The organism is Sulfuracidifex metallicus DSM 6482 = JCM 9184 (assembly GCA_032834875.1).
Classification (GTDB): Archaea; Thermoproteota; Thermoprotei_A; order Sulfolobales; family Sulfolobaceae; genus Sulfuracidifex; species Sulfuracidifex metallicus.
The window spans coordinates 223,877-239,512 of record CP135238.1 but is presented as its reverse complement, the minus strand read 5'-3'; the positions used below and the strand labels follow the sequence as shown (position 1 = coordinate 239,512).

General features: G+C 37.8%; 17 protein-coding genes. 8 read left to right on the top strand and 9 right to left on the bottom strand.

Translation table 11 applies throughout. The annotated features are described in order from the left end of the window. Nucleotides 1–71: 71 nt before the first annotated feature. Entirely contained in the window at nt 72–1,991 is a 1,920-nt protein-coding gene (locus tag RQ359_RS01465; protein WP_420856776.1) for a 4Fe-4S binding protein, read from the bottom strand. A 251-nt stretch (nt 1,992–2,242) separates the two neighbouring features. On the opposite strand from RQ359_RS01465, the gene RQ359_RS01460 reads away from it, so the two are divergent. Then, nucleotides 2,243–3,565: an FAD-binding oxidoreductase gene (locus tag RQ359_RS01460; protein ID WP_240899964.1), complete on the top strand. Its 1,323-nt coding sequence runs from the start codon at nt 2,243–2,245 to the stop codon at nt 3,563–3,565. Further along, nucleotides 3,566–3,814, top strand: coding sequence for a hypothetical protein (locus tag RQ359_RS01455; protein ID WP_156016244.1), 249 nt, complete (start codon nt 3,566–3,568; stop codon nt 3,812–3,814). On the opposite strand, the gene RQ359_RS01450 is transcribed toward RQ359_RS01455, so the two are convergent. Continuing rightward, nucleotides 3,798–4,193 carry a hypothetical protein gene (locus RQ359_RS01450; RefSeq protein WP_054838062.1) on the bottom strand — a complete coding sequence of 132 codons (396 nt, stop codon included), beginning with the start codon at nt 4,191–4,193 and terminating at the stop codon, nt 3,798–3,800. The genes RQ359_RS01455 and RQ359_RS01450 overlap by 17 nt on opposite strands. A 30-nt stretch (nt 4,194–4,223) precedes the next feature. Here RQ359_RS01450 and leuS point away from each other — a divergent pair, with 30 nt between their 5' ends. Next, on the top strand, nt 4,224–7,046 hold the full coding sequence (leuS, locus tag RQ359_RS01445; protein WP_156016245.1) for a leucine--tRNA ligase: 2,823 nt from the start codon (nt 4,224–4,226) through the stop codon (nt 7,044–7,046). Between the two features lie 159 nt (nt 7,047–7,205). Here leuS and RQ359_RS01440 read toward each other — a convergent pair whose 3' ends face one another. Continuing rightward, a complete protein-coding gene (locus RQ359_RS01440; RefSeq protein WP_083476919.1) occupies nt 7,206–7,391 on the bottom strand; it encodes a zinc ribbon domain-containing protein in 186 nt (61 codons plus the stop codon). A 76-nt stretch (nt 7,392–7,467) separates the two neighbouring features. Between RQ359_RS01440 and RQ359_RS01435 the strand changes: the two genes are divergently transcribed. Beyond that, nucleotides 7,468–8,400 carry a nucleoside hydrolase gene (locus tag RQ359_RS01435; RefSeq protein ID WP_156016246.1) on the top strand — a complete coding sequence of 311 codons (933 nt, stop codon included), beginning with the start codon at nt 7,468–7,470 and terminating at the stop codon, nt 8,398–8,400. Between the two features lies 1 nt (nt 8,401). On the opposite strand, the gene RQ359_RS01430 is transcribed toward RQ359_RS01435, so the two are convergent. The 3 genes from RQ359_RS01430 to RQ359_RS01420 form a co-directional block, all read right to left on the bottom strand. Continuing rightward, nucleotides 8,402–8,560, bottom strand: a complete 159-nt coding sequence (locus RQ359_RS01430; RefSeq protein WP_156016247.1) for an AbrB/MazE/SpoVT family DNA-binding domain-containing protein — start codon at nt 8,558–8,560, stop codon at nt 8,402–8,404. Nucleotides 8,561–8,640: 80 nt separating this feature from the next. Further along, on the bottom strand, nt 8,641–10,629 hold the full coding sequence (locus tag RQ359_RS01425; protein WP_156016248.1) for an acetate--CoA ligase family protein: 1,989 nt from the start codon (nt 10,627–10,629) through the stop codon (nt 8,641–8,643). An 89-nt stretch (nt 10,630–10,718) separates the two neighbouring features. Then, nucleotides 10,719–11,696: a tetratricopeptide repeat protein gene (locus RQ359_RS01420; RefSeq protein WP_218185284.1), complete on the bottom strand. Its 978-nt coding sequence runs from the start codon at nt 11,694–11,696 to the stop codon at nt 10,719–10,721. A gap of 88 nt (nt 11,697–11,784) precedes the next feature. Between RQ359_RS01420 and RQ359_RS01415 the strand changes: the two genes are divergently transcribed. The 3 genes from RQ359_RS01415 (at nt 11,785) to RQ359_RS01405 (ending at nt 13,072) form a co-directional block, all read left to right on the top strand. After that, complete coding sequence (locus RQ359_RS01415; RefSeq protein ID WP_054838032.1) at nt 11,785–12,096, top strand: hypothetical protein; 312 nt, start codon at nt 11,785–11,787, stop codon at nt 12,094–12,096. A 67-nt stretch (nt 12,097–12,163) separates the two neighbouring features. Next, entirely contained in the window at nt 12,164–12,505 is a 342-nt protein-coding gene (locus RQ359_RS01410; RefSeq protein WP_054838031.1) for a hypothetical protein, read from the top strand. A gap of 6 nt (nt 12,506–12,511) precedes the next feature. After that, on the top strand, nt 12,512–13,072 hold the full coding sequence (locus RQ359_RS01405; RefSeq protein ID WP_156016249.1) for a hypothetical protein: 561 nt from the start codon (nt 12,512–12,514) through the stop codon (nt 13,070–13,072). A 161-nt stretch (nt 13,073–13,233) separates the two neighbouring features. Here the strand turns inward: RQ359_RS01405 and RQ359_RS01400 are convergent, their stop codons facing one another. From RQ359_RS01400 to RQ359_RS01390, 3 genes are all read right to left on the bottom strand, one after another. Then, the gene (locus RQ359_RS01400; protein ID WP_277022106.1) at nt 13,234–13,434 is read right to left on the bottom strand and encodes a hypothetical protein; all 201 of its coding nucleotides are present in this window, start codon (nt 13,432–13,434) and stop codon (nt 13,234–13,236) included. 66 nt (nt 13,435–13,500) lie between these two features. Continuing rightward, complete coding sequence (priX, locus tag RQ359_RS01395) at nt 13,501–13,932, bottom strand: DNA primase noncatalytic subunit PriX (protein ID WP_054838028.1); 432 nt, start codon at nt 13,930–13,932, stop codon at nt 13,501–13,503. A gap of 2 nt (nt 13,933–13,934) precedes the next feature. Continuing rightward, nucleotides 13,935–14,885 (bottom strand): ATP-binding protein, encoded by a 951-nt coding sequence (locus RQ359_RS01390; RefSeq protein ID WP_156016250.1) that lies wholly within the window; start codon nt 14,883–14,885, stop codon nt 13,935–13,937. A 59-nt stretch (nt 14,886–14,944) separates the two neighbouring features. Between RQ359_RS01390 and RQ359_RS01385 the strand changes: the two genes are divergently transcribed. Continuing rightward, nucleotides 14,945–15,634 carry a hypothetical protein gene (locus tag RQ359_RS01385; protein ID WP_156016251.1) on the top strand — a complete coding sequence of 230 codons (690 nt, stop codon included), beginning with the start codon at nt 14,945–14,947 and terminating at the stop codon, nt 15,632–15,634. The last annotated feature ends 2 nt before the right edge of the window (nt 15,635–15,636 follow it).

The window sequence follows — 15,636 nt, the reverse complement described above, 5'->3', positions numbered from 1 at the left end:
GTTATGTTAGAAAACGATTAACCAGTTTATATAAGAAAAACTTAAATAGTATAAGATTTAAGTTACAATTTTTAACCAAGTTTGTTTTGTTTCTCCAGTTTCTTTATTTTTTCTTTTAACCAATGCCTTACGTCATAGAACAGAATGTTATCGTATGGACATGCCTCTACGCAGTCACCTACCCCTATACATTTGAAGGATTTAAATTCACCCTTCTTTATGAAGGAAGACCTCATGTCGGTAAGACCAGTTGGACATGCATTTGCACAATCTACAGTTTTACAGTTTAAGCAAGTCTTAGGATCTTTCACTTTAAGTCTCCAGAACCCTAATGACGATACTGCTTGGTTGAATGAGCCCCAGCTACACCAACCTTGTGTTGCACATGCATAAGTTCCCATGAAAGGAATGGATATGAATACAATGTACCAAAGGAAGTTAAAAAAGAAAGTGTAAAGGAAAACTGTAACATCGTTACCAAATATAGTAAATGATATAATATTAGCTGAGTTAAGGTAAGATATTATTGCAGATGTCAAATATATAGTCCACACACCAAGGATTATGAATTTAAACCAAGGCTTCAAGCGTGATGTAAGAGTCTTCCTTCCTAACTTTGACGTTCTGTTGAATGACTTTGTAGAATCGTAGAAAGTCCCCTGATACATTAGGGGGGCAGTACATGTAACGGAGCAAATCTGTCTGGAACCGAACATGAATGAAAGAATAGCTGATACCGCATACGTTCCTATTATTCCTGGTAGAAGAACTGATGCAGTAACTGGACCATTAGTGCCTAAACCCATGCTCCACATGTATGGTATATAACCTACGTTATTAGAAATGGGAGAGAAAGAAGGCAGATATAAGGTATAAATCGCGTATGCACTTATCATCAGTATAAATCTTACCTTGTTTTCCTTATTCTTGAGACCTTTTATTCTAAATACTGCAAGCAAGCCCATTTCGGTTCCCATCATCACGAGGAACCAAACGGAACCAGTGACTGTTCCAAATATAGAAAAGAAATCGAAAATAGCTCCAAGACCTAGGTAAGAGTAAGGTGAAATAAAACCTAAGGAAAGGGAAGACAGAAATCCGGCTATGCTGGGGGATAATAATCCCTCTTCGAAATCTAGAACTGCGCCCATAAACCACTCCATTACGAACGTTAACACAATAATTGAGAAAGCCAGTTTTTGGTCCTTCAAGTAACTTCCCTTGAATGAGGATGGACCTTGGATACTTCTATAGATGAACCAGAACATACCCGCAAGCATTGCAAAATCGTAAAGATACCAAGAACCGACCAGAAAATAGGTGAACTCTCCAGCCATCATTAATGTATAAACTAACATTAACTCTATTGCGGTAAAGGTTGACTGAGACGCTCTCATTCTTTCCTTATATAAGACTTCGTAAATTGCCACCGTAGAAACTATCATGAAAGATGCCGATAACCAAATTGCGGTAAACACAAATGAATGAAGATCTAGGGCTACAGGAGAAACTGCCATTACTGGTAAAGTGAAGGCTAAGAAAGTTCTCAGACCTCGATCTAGTTTCTTAAAACCGTAAATTAGGGCGAAACTCATTTCAGCGATCATAGTAGCCTGATACCAATAGTTTTGAACTCCAAGCAATAAGTTCCCTACGTTGTTATAGAGAGCCGAGTAGAAGGCTTCTCCCATAGAAGCTTCGCTAAAAACCATTATAATGGAGAAAGCTGCAATTACGAACCATTTCTCTCTAAGTCTGGGCTTAGAGTTCTTCGTGACTAAATAAACCACAGGCAATAGTCCTATAATCATGTAACCGCTACTTGAAGCTAAAACCATTGCCAGATTGTAGATTGAAGGAGACGCAAAGTAAAAGGAGAGTGGAATGAACATGAATATCATGCTTCCAGCCAAGTAAAGTGTTATTATCAAAGGTATTCCATCAGCACCACGTTTAACTAAGTAAATGAGATAAATTGAAAAGACTGCCATCAAAGATGCAATAGCCCAAAGTTCATAATAGTTAACGTTAATCATTAATGATAAATCTAGCTCATGCTAGATATAAAACTTTATGAGACTTTGTAAACTAAAAAAGATAAAAATTTTTAATTAAACATAAAAAACTTCAAGCCAAAAGTGACGTAGTGTGCGAATTAAGAAAAGAAGAATAAAAAACATGCATATAACTTGCGTTTAACTTTGGGAAAAATAAATTATCCGACAATCCACATGACTATGAGATGGATATTCAAAGAGATCTAAGCAAGTTGGGTTTGATGCTCGGAGATCCAGAGAAGTACGCAGAGGACATGGGGTACTTCAAGGGAAAGCCAGAAGCGGTTGTAATAGCTAGAGGCGTTGAAGACGTAAGGAAAACTCTCGAAATAGCCAGGGAAAAGGCAATAAAAGTAACACCTTGGGGTAAAGGAACAAGCGTCACTGGAGCTGCGATAACTAATGGTGGTATATTAATAGATCTATCAAACATGAATAAGATACTCGAATTCAGCGACGAGGACTGGACCATACACGTTGAAGCAGGAGTCGTCTTAGATGACATAAATAAATTCCTAAAACCTAGAGGTTTCTTCTTCCCTCCTGATCCTGCAAGCAGTTTCATGTGTTCAGTAGGCGGTGCAACATCTGAAGGGTCAGGGGGAATGCATTGTGTTAAGTACGGAACTATGAAGGACTGGGTCTTAGCAGTTAAGGTAGTTCTGCCAAACGGAGAGGTAGTCAAAATAGGAGAACCGCTACAAAAAAACAGAGTTGGTTACGATCTAGTACATCTAATGGTGGGAAGCGAAGGTACATTAGGAATAATAACAGAGGTTTGGCTTAAAGTAATTCCAATACCAGACTACAAGGTATTAAGGGTTCTTGCTTTCTTCAATAAGGAAGATGACATAAGTAGAACAATCATAAATCTCAGAAAGAACAGAATTCAACCAGAAATTGCTGAATATATGGATTCCAAGGTCTTGGAGGCGTTAAAGAAATCCTTTAACATAGAAACTGAAGGAGTAGGGGCTCTTCTAATAGATATACCAGAATTCAGCCTTGAGAAGTTAAAAGAATCGCTTCACAACTCTATATTAGTAAAGATAGCGGAAAACGAAGACGAGAAGGAGGAACTTTACAAGGCTAGATCTTTCGCCTATTTGGCTATTAAAGCGACCTCAAAGTATTCTATGTCTGAAGACATAGTGGTCCCCGTAAGCAAGCTGCCAAAGGTTTTCAAAAAAATAAGGGAACTAGAAGGAAAATATCAAATAAGCTCACCTATACTGGGACACATAGGAGACGGAAACCTTCACCCAGTAATAACCTATGACGATGATAGCAAGGATAGAGCCATGGAATTCTTCAAGGAACTGTGTGAGTACGTTATAGATGAGGGTGGATCGGTAACTGGTGAACATGGTGTTGGAATACAAAAAAGAGAATTAGCTATAGAACAGATCAAAAAGCATAACGGTGATGAAGTCTTAAGGTTAATGAAGAAAATAAAGGATGTCTTCGACGATAAGGGCATCATGAATCCAACAAAGCAGGTAGTATGAATGGGATATATCTGTAAGGCATCGAAAGTCCTCATTATATTAGGCTTAATTTCACTTGTTATTGCAGCCCTATCTTCATCAAATGAGTTAGGAAATTACGCATATTTTTTCCTACTTGGAGGAACTTTAATGTCAATTATATCCATGAAATACGATTTTCAAGGTAAACTAAGAAAGGGAAGCAAAGAAACCACGAAAAAGAAAAGTAGTAGTTATAAAAAAAGAAGGAAAACTAGGAGGAACGCTTAATCGGAGGGAAACCTTTACTCTCTCCAAAGGATTCAAGGGATCTTATTTGATCTTTATGAAAACCTAAGAATATTCCTTTTCCCTTTCCTCCAACGTAAAGGTTGCCGTCCATCTTTATGATTTTACCTAAAGTTTCGCTCTCTATAACTACAACGTGACCTTTGACTGAAATTTCTACCCTGCTCCCCCACTTTACAGATGGATAATCGCTATGCCTAGGCAATATAACCTTCTTTAAGGACTGATGCTCTACATCTACGTGTGTTACCCTTGCCCTGCTATATCCCTTTATGTGCACGTAAACTTTTGCGTCAGGCAGAAGGGATCCATCCAAGTAAACTTTCGCGTCGTCTATGGGAATTTTGCCGACTCCAACCATATATAACTCTCCTCTCTATATCAACAACATATGGAATCAGAGTTTTTTAATTCAATCGCAGAAAAGTGGCAAACCTTCTGGGAAGAAAACAAGGTATTCCAAATAGATGCAGGAAACGATAGATCTAAGAAGAAGTTCATAACTGTCCCTTTTCCTTATACAAACAGCCCAATGCATATAGGACACGGAAGGACTTACATCTCAGCTGATGTATACGCTAGATATTTGAGAATGAAGGGTTTCAACGTACTATTCCCCTTTGCCTTTCAGTTCACTGGAACTCCAATCCTAGCTGTTGCAGATGCTATTAAAAGAGGGGATATAGAGATGATAGAGTCTTTCTCTAGCCTGTATAATATTCCCAAGGAAAAAATAAAGGAAATGGAAGATCCGTACAGATTAGCGGAATACTTCAAAAATGAAATGGAGAAAACTGCGAAGAGGTTAGGCTTAAGCATTGACTGGAGGAGATCCTTCACGACAACCCAGGAAGAGTTCCAAGATTTCGTTCAATGGCAATTTAGAAAATTAAAGAAAGAAGGTTACCTAGTATCAGGTTCTGACGTAGTGGGATTCTGTCCATCTGATAACTTCCCTGTAGGCATGCATGACACTAAGGGAGATGTGGAACCAGAAATAGAAGACTTAGATATAATATTTTTTGAGGGAGATAATTTCATGTTTCCGGTTGCCACTTCAAGACCTGAGACATTATTCGGTTCAGTAGCAATAGCCATTGGAAAAGACAGTTATATGATAGTGGAAGAGGAAGGTAAATCTACAAAAAGATATGTTATATCTAAAAATGCTTTCTATAAAATATCATTTCAGAAAAAATTGAAGAAAATAAGGGAAATTTCTCCAGAAGAGTTAGAAAGCATGAATGCTAGAAACCCCATCACCGGCAAGGAAATCAGGATAATTAAGGGAAAATTCGTTGATCCTTCCTTTGGAACTGGTTTAGTGATGCTTGTTCCAGCCCACGATCCATTTCATCTGATAATGGCTAGAGACGCAGGAATACAAGAGGTAATTCCAATTATATCTACCCCCGATTTGCCGGAAATACCTTCCATAGGGATAGACACAGAAGATCCTGCTGAACTGAAGGACTACGCCGATTCCATATATAGAACTGAATTCTACAAGGGAGTCGTAAGGGACGACGTAACCCAGATGGTTCCCGAATTCATGAGACAGAAGGTAAAGGATTACGTTGCAGGGAGAAAGGTCATGGATGCTAGACGAAACATTATTGAACTGCTTAGAACCGTGGATAGGTATGATGAATTATACGAAATAATCAACGGTCCCATATACTGTAGGTGCGGAGCCGAAATAGTAGTCAAGAGAATAGAGAACCAATGGTTTCTAATCTACGATGATCCGAAATGGAAAAACGACACTCTGAGGGCTTTAAATCACATAAATTTCATACCTCCTGAAATAAGGAAGGACTTCGAAAGGGCTATTTTTAACATGAGAAGAAGGGCAGTAGGCAGATCTAGAGGAATAGGAGTTAAACTTCCATGGGATGAAAGTCAAATTATAGACAGTCTCAGCGATTCTACAATATATACTGCATTTTATACAATTTCTCACTTAATTAGAGGAAAGAAAATCAGCGACGAGATTCTAGATTACGTTATGCTAGGTAAGGGGAATCCGTTGGAGTTAGCCAAGGAATCTCAGATTTCTATAGAAGAGATAAAGAGAATGAGGGAGGAGTTCGAATATTGGTATCCTGTTGATTCAAGACATAGTGGAAGAGACCTAGTGCAGAATCACCTTCCCTTCTACATTTACAATCACTTGGCAATCTTTGGAGAAGAAATGCTTCCTAGACAGATCGTTCTAAACGGCTTCATAAGGGTTGGAGGGAAGAAGATGAGCAAAAGCCTGCGAAATATATATCCACTTGAGAAAGCAATAAGCGAGTTCGGTGTTGACCCAGTGAGGGTAGCTTTAACGACTTCATCACAAATAATTCAAGATACAGACTTTGAACCTAAGGTGGTAGAAAGCGTATCTGAGCAGTTGAAAAAGATCTTTGGACTTGTATCTAAAATGGTAGAGCTTCATGGCGAAGCTGAGATAAGGAGTACAGCAGATAAATGGCTCTCGACGCTAATAAGAAGAAGGATCTCTGAAATAGATAATTATTATGCCAAGATGATGTTTAAGGATGCATTTAATCTCGTAATTTACACAATTTATGAGGACATAAAGGACTATACCGAAATGGGAGATCAACTTAATCCCACTTTGCTTAAGAAGGTAGCCTCAGCGTGGATAAGGATGATGTCGCCTGTGGTACCTCACCTCGCTGAGGAGTTATGGTCTAAAGGTTTCCAAGGTCTAGTTTCAACTCAGCCATTTCCTACTGAAGATGAATTTAATGAATATGAAGAAACAGAATTCCAAGTTGAATATCTTAAAAACCTGATAGAAAGCATAAGGGAAGTAGAGAACGTAATTTCGAAGGAACCAGAGAAAATAATATTATATGTAGATAGCGACAAAGAAAGAAAAGAGATCGTGAGAAGATCTCTAGAATTCCTTAACCAGGGCAAGGGAGTAAGAGACTTCGTAATGGAAGTGAAAGGAGATGAGACTGATCTGGAAAATATATATAGAAGAATGGAGCAATACGACAGAAAGTTCCGCATTCTTCTTTTAAAATACCTAGATACAGATGAAATGAAAATATTAGCAGATAATGTAAACTTCCTAATTAGAAAACTTAATGTTACTGAGATTTCTATATTTGACTCTAGAGATCCAATGTCTCCAGACGTTAAGGGAAAGAAGAATACTGCGGTTCCGTTTTCCCCATCCGTCGTTATTATATAAGATTAATGAGGAGAAGGAAGAAAAGTATTTTTAATTAAATTAATATAAATTTGTGATATATCTTTTTAAAATTCCCTTTATACCTTTTTAGCTTAAACCATGGAAAAACGACGATAATCACTACGAAATGTATAACATGATATTATCATTTTAGTACTTTTAGTTTTTATTGTTTACAATTCTGATGATAGTAGACAATGGTACTCCACAGTTAACGCAGAATTTTGCACTAGGTTTATTATGAAACCCGCACCTCTCACATTTTATATGCTTCAACGGTGCACCACAGTTATTACAATAGTTTGATCCTTCTGTATTATGTGTTCCACAGTTAGAGCAAATCATATATACATTTTGTATCACATCGTGGCTTTAAAAATAATTTCCTATAGCTTATTTGCCTCTTCTCAATCACTATCTTATGAGACATTTCATAATAGATTGTGATACCGCTGAAGATGACGTAGCAAGCATCTTCATGCTTTCTAAATATGGAATGAAATTGGATGCAGTAACCATAGTTGAGGGAAACGTTTCCTTTCAACAACAGATTACTAACGCACTATGGGCATTGGAACAAGTTGGATATAAAGACGTGCCAGTTTTCCCTGGAAGCAAAAGGCCTATAGTGAAGAATTTCTCTACGGTAGAAGAAGTACATGGTAAGAGTGGACTAGGTGAGATAACTCCGTCAAGTAAAAGAAAACCAGAAAACAAACATGCAGTACAAGCTATAATCGAGCTATCTCATCAATTTAAAGGAGAATTAGAGATACTTGCTATTTCTCCTCTAACAAACTTAGCCTTAGCTTACTTACTAGACAACACCCTCCCAGAAAGAATAAAGAAGGTATGGATAATGGGTGGTACGGCATTTTCCCACGGTAACATAACTCCAGTGGCTGAGTATAATTTCTGGGTAGATCCAGACGCTGCAAGAATAGTCTTCAATGCTGGTTTTAACACTACAATGGTTCCGTGGGACGTAGTGATCAAATACACAATCGACGACAATGAATGGAATCAAATAAAAAATATGAGAACTCGTCTTTCCGAGCTCTACGTTAAGATGTTTTCACATTACAGGCAGTACGATAAAGAAGTTCAGAAGTTGGACGGTCATCCTCATCCTGACTTACTTACCACTGCAGCAGCAATTAATCCAGAAATTACAGAAATTACTAAAAAGGAATATGTAGTTATAGATAATTCCGATTCACTAACTAGAGGTATGACATTGATAGATCATTTCGACTCAGATAGACCTTGGTCTAACTCGCCTAATACAGAAATAGTTTACAGCATAAAAAAAGAAATTTTACTTGATATGATTAAGAAAATGTTATCAGAGTGATTTAAACGGTTTTCAGTGGAACTATTCTTACTGTACCTTCTTTTTCGTCGAATATTACTTTAACTAAGTCTCCTTCCTTAACCTGAAACTTCTGCCTTATTTTTGCTGGTATAGTGACTTGATAATTTCTTGATACTTTCACTACTTCTTCAGCTGACATTTTTATCAGGAAATAATATAGAGATGTAGTTTATATATTTTTCATTAAAAAGGCATTTCAATAAGAGAAAATGATGTTATCTATTTCAATATTAACCTTACGTCTACTGCAAACGCACCCTTTTCATTCACTATTAGAGGATTTATGTCCATTTCCTTTATGTTTAGGTCTAACATCATTCTTGACACAGAAGTAATAGTTCGTATTACACTTCCTGAATCATACCCTCTCTTCCTTGCATTAAGCATATCGTAAACTTTACTTTCCTTTAGAATGTCTAGAGCTTCATCTTCATCTACTGGACATATACCATAACTGACGTTCTTTAACACCTCCACATATATTCCTCCGCTTCCAACTACCACAGTGTGACCAAAAACTGGATCCTTAATTCCTCCAACGAAAACCTCCATACCGTTAAGCTGTTCCTGTAACATGACTCTTTTGGTAATCTTGCTTAACGTCTGATAGATCTGTTTAACTTGTTCCTTCTCAACGTTCATATATACTCCTTTCATTTCAGTCTTATGGACAGGAGAATCTGCTGATATTTTCATGACCAATGGGTATCCAATCCTATCAGCTTCCTTTTCGGCCGAGTCCACGTCCTCAACTATGCTCCATTTAGGAGTCCTAATACCGTAAATTTCCATTAACTTCATGGATTCGTAGTCCTTGAGAAATTCCTTGTCCTTTACTAACTCCAACGCTGATTCCATGGGCTGCGATATCCTTATCTTCTTCCTAGGTGGAACTCTCGACGTTAAATAACGAATAGATTTTACTGCGTCTTCTGGAAAATTGAAACATGGAATATCAGCTGACTCCATGATCCTTGAAGAGAATTCCTCATCGCCTCCCATGAAAACTCCAACTATTCCTTTTCCCTTAAATGGAAGAACTGCCTTTGCGACCTCTACTGTGCTTAGGAAAGGAAGCGATTCCGCTATTACTACCTTAGTACAGTCTAAATCACTGACCAACTTCAGTGCCTCAGTGTATCTATCCTTTCCAGCGTCTCCTGTCAGATCTAGCGGATTCCTTACTGAACTAGTTGGAGGAAGTATCTTCTTAAGTTCCTCCTCAATCCTAGATGGTAAAGTTATCATAGTCATGTTGTTCCTCTCTATGGCGTCTGAGGTTAGGACTCCATGACCTCCAGAGTTAGTCACGACTAGAATTTCAGGTTTTAATGGCTCCGACGATTCCACCAGCTTCGTTAGGTTCAAGAAATCTCGAAAGTCCTCTATTAATATTCCTCCAGTGGTCTTTACTGCAGCCTTGAACACGTCAAATGATCCTGCTAGACTTCCGGTATGAGACATTGCAGCCTTAGCTCCCTTACTAGTTATTCCACCTTTAATGAAAACAACGGGCTTCTTCTTAGTCGACTCAGGCATAACTTCAAGGAATTTTTCGCCATCCGAGATTCCCTCTACGTAAGCGAAAATAGCTTTCGTCTCTGGATCCTCCGATAGATACTGAATCACCTCGTACTCCTTTACATCAGCTTGGTTCCCCATTGTAACTAAATAGCTTATTCCGGTTCTACTTTTGTGAGCCCAGTCTAACATGTATGCGCCTATTCCGCCGCTCTGTACTACCAGAGCTATGTTTCCTCTTCTCATATCTGCGAATGCAAAAGTACCGTTGTATTCGGGAGAAACTAACCCCATAGTATTAGGTCCAAGAAATCTTATTGAATATTTTAATGCTGTATGAATTAATTCTTCCTCCAGTTTTACTCCTTCTCCTCCTACCTCCCTAAAACCCGCTGTGATAACTATCGAAGCTTTTACCCCCTTTTCCCCTAGCTCCTCCATGACCTCTACAGCGGCTTCTCTAGGAACTGAAATGATTCCTAAATCAACGTCGTCCTTTATGTCCTTCACTGACTTGTATGCTGTAAGTCCCTCAACGGATTCTGCCTTGTTATTTACAGGGTAAATCTTTCCTCTAAAAGATGATAACAAGTTTCTTGTTATTACGTTTCCTACCTTTTCCCTATTTCTAGAAGCTCCTATAACGGCTATGCTCTTAGGTTTAAACAACGGATCTAGATCTTCCATATATTTTACAAGTAGTCGAATGATTTAAACGTTCTCAGTTACTTCCTTTTGATAGTCTTTTTTCCACTTTTTATTCTACTTGTCTAGAATCAAACTTTACCTTCCCTAGTTGTGTTGATATATTTCTCATAAAACTCTACTGATTTCTTTAGATTATTCAAAGCATCCTCCCTTTCTGATAACTCCCTATAACCCCTAGCCAGGAACAGCCAGTTCTGAACCTTCTCTGCAATTCTAAGTGACTCCTTAAGTAAGGGGATCATCTTGGTTCTTTTATAAAGGTCAAACAATATCTCCATTTTCTCAATGTCGTCTGGGAGCTTCTCCACTAGATTTAGGGCGTCGGGTAACTTATCTTGCTCCATGAGAGAAAGGGCATAAAGGGCTCTAGCTTGACCATTCATATCATTAACTCGTCTAAACAAAGAAAGGGCTTCATTCAACGATTTTTCATCACCCTTAACTAAAAGGGCTTCTGCGATCAATCTCTCGTCTCCGTTCTCTCTGGCTAATTTAAGTGCTTTTTCAGTGAACTCATTCCCCTTAGCTTTAGCTAAAATTATGTAAGATAGCACTAACTCTTCAACTGGCTGTTCTAAAGACTCTAAAAGGGGTACTGCTTCCTCAACGTAATTCACGTCTTTTCTTGCTAGGGAAATGCATGTCTTTCCGAAGAGTCTTATAAAAGAAGGTGACTTGTTATTCTTAATTAGAGACTTCATTATCATGTAAGCTTCCTCTTCCTTGCCACACGAGAGTAGAGAAAGAGCATAATTGAAGTCAAGCATGTATTCGTCCTCATTTTTGCAGACCTTCCTGGCGTTATTGAATACATCCATAGATTCCTGGCATTTGCCTAAATACATCTCGCATAATCCTATGTTATTTAGAACAACGCAGTCCTTCTTTTCAACTTGTTTATAAAAGGAAAGCGATTTTTCAACATATTCTACATTTCTGCTCCTCAAGTATTGCTGAAGATAATAATAGCCTAACTCTCTCAAAGCCACGTCCCTTTCTTTACCTTTCAGTCTTTGAAGCCTAGCCTCAAGTTCTTCAGCCCTCACAACTAAATTTACTCTGTCAATCAAGATAAGCGTTTCTTGGAGGGTGTTTCATCAAGAGTAATTAATCTTTTTTAATGAATTTCCTAACATGTTAAAATATGCCGAATACACAAGACATTCCTTAACTGAGCCACTTTTGACTGTTACTCTTTATAAGAAGGTAGAGGACGGCAAAATAGTTGGCGCATTTAGATTTCTATATTTCAAAAACCACATTATAATTCTCTATGAAGATGACTCATATAGCGGTGCAGACGTTATATCTATAGAGACTGCTTCCATAGGTAAGCTCGCAGAAAACATAAAGAAGTTCTACGATAAAGATACAGATGATCTGTCCATAATAGGGGAGAAAAGCATCTTAGACAAGGCTATAGAAGAGATATACGAAGACAACTAAAAACCTTTATTTATTAAAGAGAATAGTAACGAGGGTTATCATTATTAGTCTAAACAGGAAAAACTTAATGAAAGTTGGTAACATTTTAGTGTTCCTAATTAGTGCATTAATCTTGTTTCTAATTAATGGAGGCATTAATGGTATTCATGAATCATATAATCAAGGTTTATTGCAAGTAAGTCAAGAAACACCAAAATTTACTATCGTGGAAAACTATAATGGAGCGTATTTAGCTGTAAACAACACCCTCGCAGTACCCATAAAAGTAGCATTGTATGGCCACCAAGTCAAAATATCTCCAGATGAAAGTGCAACAATTCCCATTAATAACAGCGTCTTTAAGACACATGAAATAAGGATAACTTTAACCATAGAAAACTTAAGCATACTCTTTATAGAAAGGGTGTAATAGGCTTTGATATCAGGAGCTTTGTTTAGACTTATATCGTCGTTTTCTTACTTTATTGTAGCCGTTTCCCCTTTACCTTGGTGGTATACTTCCATTGGAGGAGCGATAAACGTATACGATTCGCCATTCTTTGTAAATGTGTACTACATGGAACAAAACCTTTCATGCACTCTAGTCTATCCGATAAATCTGTTACTCATCTCCCTAAGGTTAGCAGAAGTCTTTACGTCTGTTGTTTATTTGTTTTCTTCGGTTGAGGGAATTGTTAAAGGAAAAATCTCAGATACCCCGCTTTTCACTTTCTACGTTTCACTCTTTTATCTTCTTGATTTAATTCTCTTCTCAGTCATAGATTACTTTATGATAGGAAAGCTAATCGCTCCAGTTGGGGCGTTCAAGGAAAACGTAAGCCTTTCCAGAATACCTTTCCTCAATTTAAATGGGGATATCTCAGCCGAGATTACCAATTACCCATTACCAATGTTTTACGTGACCTTAGCGTCAGGATTATTTAGTTTGGTCACGGCTATTATATCAAATGATGAAAGAAAAATAACGAGGAGATGAGATTACCATTCATGCACTGATCAAAAAAGCGTGAAATGAGAAATCAATACATGTTTTAAAATATCGCAAAAATAAATATATTAGGGAAACAAGGCAAAAAGAAGATTGGTATATACCATTCTCCTTATTTAGAGATAAAATATTACTTGGTAATAAATGGGCTAGAAGAGTACCTTTCCGAACTTAAATCTCCAAAGTATTCCTGCAACACCGAAAACTATTGCAAAACCCAGAGCTATCGGCGCTATGGGTCTGTACATGGGGTTTTGATATAATACATAAACTACCCAAATAGTTAAAGCGAAGAAGGCTACTATAGGACCTAATAGAAGTAACCAAGTAGTTGCGCTGTACTTTTCCATAAGATACATGAACACGCTTGAGGTTAAAATATTATCCATAAGAAAAAAGTAATAAAATGTACCAATTCAGCCTTGAAGTACCCTTTGTATCTCCTGGTACATCTCCTTATCATTGTCTTGAATTTTTTTAAGTGACCATGGACGAAAGCCCTTCTCCTTCACGCCTCTAAGAACCGATCTAACCCAAGCATCATAAAGCTTACCGCTTCCATCCTTATAATAAAAATCTCGTATTACTTGAACTGCCTCGTCTTCATCCAGCTTCTTAACGTTCATAAGATACCTCGAAGCCACGAAAAGTATGAACCTCTTACGTGAATCTTTAAGACCCTTAGATAGAACTTTATCTATCCATGAATAGTCCCTTCCTCTTGGAGGAAATCTACCTATAAACGTGAAAAGAAGCTCTCCCTCTTGACTATAAACCTTGGAAATTTTGCCATCGTATTCCACATAACCCGCGTCGCTTCCGTCTGGATATTTTAGAGGTATCTTCAAGTTTAGGTCACACTTTTTATTTTCTTCATCTTTATTCTAATTGCGCAGAAAGAACAAATGTCCCTTCCCTTAGATGTTGGCATTCCACAGATTTTACACTTACTTACCTCCTCCTTCTTTAGGTATTTTTCCTCTAACGCAGGCCTTATCTTTCTTTCAAAGTTCTCGACCAAGTTTAGCATATAACCGGGTATCTTATCTTCCATCTCCTCAAGGTTCCTCCTTACTGCGTCTTGGGTTCTCCCACCCACTCTAAAAGTGTTAGGACAGGAGTCTATAATGAAAGGTATTCTCTTTATGAGAGCGTAGGTTAAGGTTTCCTTTTCGTAGGTTAAGAAAAGTGGTTTTATTTTCTTAACTAATCCGTTCTCTGCTGGCGCAACATTCCTTAACCTAGACAAGTTCTCAACGTCTCCTGTCAGGTATCCCATACTTATGAATTGAGCGTTATCATTTACATTATGACCTGTAGCTATGGTATCTATTCCTTCCTCTAACGCTATCCAATTCATAACATACCTCTTGGACAGACCGCATGTACTGCATACCGGTCTATGAATATTTTCTTTGGCTTCGTCTATGGTGAAACCATATTCCTTCGCTATGTTTACTATTCTATAGTTGACATTTAGCATTTCGAAATTCTTTACTGCAATCTCTGTACTTTTACTTGAATAGGACTTACCTTGGTCTATTCCCAAATCTATATTAATGCCGAAGATCTCTATGCCTTTCTTGTCGGCTATTTTCTTCATAACATGAAGCAGGGTTGTACTATCCTTCCCTCCTGACACTGCTATTCCTAACTTCCTTGTTCCTTCCAACATCTTGTACTTCTCCACCGTTCTTTCAATCCTCTGCTCCAACCATTCCACAAAATGAGATGCACATAAGATAATGTTTGAATAAGCTATCCTAATTGACGCTTCGTTATCGCATTTAGAACACTTCAAGGTAAATCAATCTTCTCCGGCTTCATAAAAAATATTACCCGCAGTAGGGAGTATTCGTGATGAAAATTCTGGCAGAAATACATCCAAAAAAGAAGCTGGAAAAATTAAGCCTACAGCTCGAGGATTTACTTTCGTCCTTTGACGGAATAGATATACCGGATTCCCCAATGGGATTTCCATCTCCACTCCCGATATCAGTGGCTATATTAGCCAGGAGAATAAGTGAACAAAAGGAAATTATAATTAATCAAAGATTGGCCGACGTGAACGAGCTTTACGTAAGGTCACTTTCCATTACCTCTAGAATTATGAACTTAAGGATAGCATTTACCAGAGGAGATCCTCCTAAATTTGGAAAGGAAATAGGATGCCTAAAATCCGAGGATGCAGTAAGGATATCTAAGGAACAAGGCGTGAGCGCTGGAATAATGCTAAGCTTCAACAAAGGATTAATTGAAATGGAGAGAAGGGCTAGATCCTTACCTGAAGCAGACTTTTATTTTCTATTAAGAGCAGATTCAAATAAGATATTACAGATAGATAAAGAAATATTAAAAAAATCCATTCCTTATATAATAGTAAGGACAGAAGGAAATTCCGAAATTATTAAGGAGATATCTCAGCCGTTTATAGATGAAAGTGATTTGGTTGATCATTTGGCCGTATATAAGAGGGCTGGAGTTATGGGAGTACTAATCTCTACCTTAGGCCATAATGGGTCTTTGTTTAAATTAGCTAAAAGAATATAGGG

Coding starts and splice junctions, on each gene's coding strand:
- RQ359_RS01460 (WP_240899964.1), top strand. CDS start 2,243: ATGGATATTCAAAGAGATCTAAGCAAGTTGGGTTTGATGCTCGGAGAT.
- RQ359_RS01465 (WP_420856776.1), bottom strand. CDS start 1,991: ATGGCAGTCTTTTCAATTTATCTCATTTACTTAGTTAAACGTGGTGCT.
- RQ359_RS01430 (WP_156016247.1), bottom strand. CDS start 8,560: ATGTCAGCTGAAGAAGTAGTGAAAGTATCAAGAAATTATCAAGTCACT.
- RQ359_RS01455 (WP_156016244.1), top strand. CDS start 3,566: ATGGGATATATCTGTAAGGCATCGAAAGTCCTCATTATATTAGGCTTA.
- leuS (WP_156016245.1), top strand. CDS start 4,224: ATGGAATCAGAGTTTTTTAATTCAATCGCAGAAAAGTGGCAAACCTTC.
- RQ359_RS01385 (WP_156016251.1), top strand. CDS start 14,945: ATGAAAATTCTGGCAGAAATACATCCAAAAAAGAAGCTGGAAAAATTA.
- RQ359_RS01400 (WP_277022106.1), bottom strand. CDS start 13,434: ATGGAAAAGTACAGCGCAACTACTTGGTTACTTCTATTAGGTCCTATA.
- RQ359_RS01440 (WP_083476919.1), bottom strand. CDS start 7,391: ATGATTTGCTCTAACTGTGGAACACATAATACAGAAGGATCAAACTAT.
- RQ359_RS01410 (WP_054838031.1), top strand. CDS start 12,164: ATGAAAGTTGGTAACATTTTAGTGTTCCTAATTAGTGCATTAATCTTG.
- RQ359_RS01425 (WP_156016248.1), bottom strand. CDS start 10,629: ATGGAAGATCTAGATCCGTTGTTTAAACCTAAGAGCATAGCCGTTATA.
- RQ359_RS01415 (WP_054838032.1), top strand. CDS start 11,785: ATGTTAAAATATGCCGAATACACAAGACATTCCTTAACTGAGCCACTT.
- RQ359_RS01450 (WP_054838062.1), bottom strand. CDS start 4,193: ATGGTTGGAGTCGGCAAAATTCCCATAGACGACGCGAAAGTTTACTTG.
- RQ359_RS01435 (WP_156016246.1), top strand. CDS start 7,468: ATGAGACATTTCATAATAGATTGTGATACCGCTGAAGATGACGTAGCA.